Here is a 1,568-nt window from a genome sequence, read left to right as displayed (position 1 = left end):
CGGCCTCCGGGGCCGCGCCGGTCGCCAGAGCCGGAGCCAGGGCCACGACCAGTCCGAGCGCGAGCGCCCCGGCGAGAGGGGACAGGCCGCGGGTGGCGGCCCGGTCCGGTGACGGTGATCTCACGTGTACTCCAGAATCGGTGCTGGCGGAACGACTCTGCGCGCATGCCGCGGTGGACAAAACTATAACGTGTGTCCGTTCTACTGGTGGGGCACGTCACTTCCGGGCCGGACGTCAGGGTTCGGTGCACCGGTGTCGAATCGGTGGCCGGTGTCGGAGGGCGCTGTTACCGTGACGCCGTGCAGAACGACGTGCTCATGTGTTGGCGATGCGAACCCCGGTGGATCCGCGCCGCTCACCTCGCCCACCCCGCCTCGGCGTAGGACGCGCGTCACGGACCCACCGGGAACGGGTGGGCCGATCATCAGTCGGGAGCACGGTCCACACCGGACCACGGCCGAGACCGGCCCATCCCGACCTGATCGAGGAGAACGTCCAGGTGACCGCAAGTCCCCGAACCATCCACCTACCGCTGTCGGAATCGGACGTCCTGGTGAGCGCGCGCTCGCTGGCGGAGTACACCGACATGTTCAGCCTCGACGACGCGGACCTGGGTGGGCGGATCGTCGACTGCCCGGGCGGGGCGGCCAGCGCGGTGGCGGAGATCTGCGCGGCGGGCGGGGACGCGATCGCGGTGGATCCGCAGTACGCGCTCGGTGGCGGCGACCTGAGGGAACGGGTCCTGGCGGACCTGGATCGATCCCTGGCCCACTTCCACTCCCGGGACCTCGACTACGACTGGGACGTCCGGGGCGGCGTGGTCGGTCACGAATCCGTCCGCCGGACCGCGGCGGAGTCGATGCTCGCCGACCTCGAGGTCGCGCCCGGGAGGTACGTCGCCGGCGCTCTCCCGGATCTACCCCTGGCCTCCGACTCGGCCGACCTCGTCCTGTGCTCCCACCTTCTGTTCACCTACGCGGACCGGATGAGCACGGCCGAACATGTCGACGCGATCGTCGAGATGGCGAGGGTCGCCCCGGAGGTCCGCATCTACCCGCTGGTCGACCATTCGGGCACTCCCCTGCCCGAGCTGGTCCGCAGCGTGATCGCCAGGCTCAAGAAGGAACGGCTGAACAGTCGCATCGAGCCCGTCGTCCGGCCGTTCCAGCTGGCGGCCACCACGCGGTTGGTGGTGGAGCGGACCACCAACCGGCGGCCCTGACGCCGGGTCCGTGCTCAGCCGGGCGTGAGGCGCAGGACCTGCTGCCCGGTGAACGGGGAGGTCTCGACGCTGGTGAGCAGGGGCTGCGGCCCGCCCACCTCGAGGGCCTGGCCGGGCTGGAACACGGTGCCCGAGCCCAGCGTGTACGCGACCAGGTCGCACATCTGCCCGTAGAGGGCGCCCGGGGGCCCGGCGACGTCGAGCCGTTCCATGTCCAGGCGGCCGAAGCGCCCGAGCCCGCTGGTGTAGACGCACGAGGTGGTCTCGGACTGCATGCCCGCCCGCACCCCGACGAGGGCGGGCACCGGGAGCGGGTTGCCGGCGACGAGATCGCGGTAGGGGCCG

At 71.4% G+C, this 1,568-nt stretch carries 1 protein-coding gene and 1 pseudogene; one reads left to right on the top strand and one right to left on the bottom strand.

The window, feature by feature from the left end; genetic code table 11:
- Positions 1-500 precede the first annotated feature (500 nt).
- Positions 501-1,223, top strand: coding sequence for a hypothetical protein (locus tag G6020_RS12235; RefSeq protein WP_182610819.1), 723 nt, complete (start codon positions 501-503; stop codon positions 1,221-1,223).
- Between the two features lie 14 nt (positions 1,224-1,237).
- On the opposite strand, the pseudogene G6020_RS12230 reads toward G6020_RS12235, so the two are convergent.
- Positions 1,238-1,568 (bottom strand): annotated as a pseudogene (locus G6020_RS12230) (hypothetical protein); the annotation flags it as partial.

This window comes from Dietzia sp. B19 (assembly GCF_014145155.1).
In the GTDB taxonomy this organism is placed as follows: Bacteria; Actinomycetota; Actinomycetes; order Mycobacteriales; family Mycobacteriaceae; genus Dietzia; species Dietzia natronolimnaea.
Note: the sequence above shows the minus strand (reverse complement) of the source record. Positions and strands in the feature narration are given on the sequence as shown.